The 589-nt window shown below is 75.2% G+C and carries 1 pseudogene; it reads right to left on the bottom strand.

Features of this window, described 5'->3' with window-relative positions:
• Nucleotides 1-573 (bottom strand): annotated as a pseudogene (locus HP550_RS11130) (DUF222 domain-containing protein); the annotation flags it as partial.
• Between the last annotated feature and the right edge of the window lie 16 nt (nucleotides 574-589).

The following is a 589-nucleotide window of genomic DNA, read 5'->3' on the forward strand; positions in this document are numbered from 1 at the left end:
CAACCGCTTGGTGCGGCCGACGTCCAGCGGGAGGCTCTCGGCGGACATGACGATCCGGGTGATGTCCGCCTCGCACAGCGCCCGGGCGAGTTCCGTCATGGGCACCGGGGTGCCGTCCTCCAGGGTCGCCGGTGCCACGGTCCCCCAGGGCAGGACGACCGGGGCGCAGGCCACGTCCGCCCCGGCCCGTTGGTGGGCGAGCAGCTCCGCGACCGTCTCGGCCGGGACCAGCAGGGACACGTGCGGGCGGCTCACGGTCCCGGAGGTGACGCCAGCGTCGGACGCTCCGGCGCCCGGACCGGTCTCGCCCGATGCCGGACGCACTGAGCCGCCGCCGCTCGCGGCCGTGGGCCGCGCCCCGGCGCACGCGCCTTCGGCCAGCATCGCCAACGCGTCCGCCGCGGCCTGCCCCGGGGAGCGGGTCTCGTCGCCGTACTGGCCCATCGCGTCCAACGCGACCCGCAGGGTTTCCCCGGCGACCCGGTCCAGGCGACCCTTCAAGAACACCCCACCCGGCTGAGCCGACAACGAGAAGAACCGCTCCCGACGCTGCACCTCATGCTCGGCCTCCAACGCACCCGGATCCTGC

The sequence above is a fragment of the Cellulomonas humilata genome, assembly GCF_013359775.1.
Classification (GTDB): domain Bacteria; phylum Actinomycetota; class Actinomycetes; order Actinomycetales; family Cellulomonadaceae; genus Cellulomonas; species Cellulomonas humilata.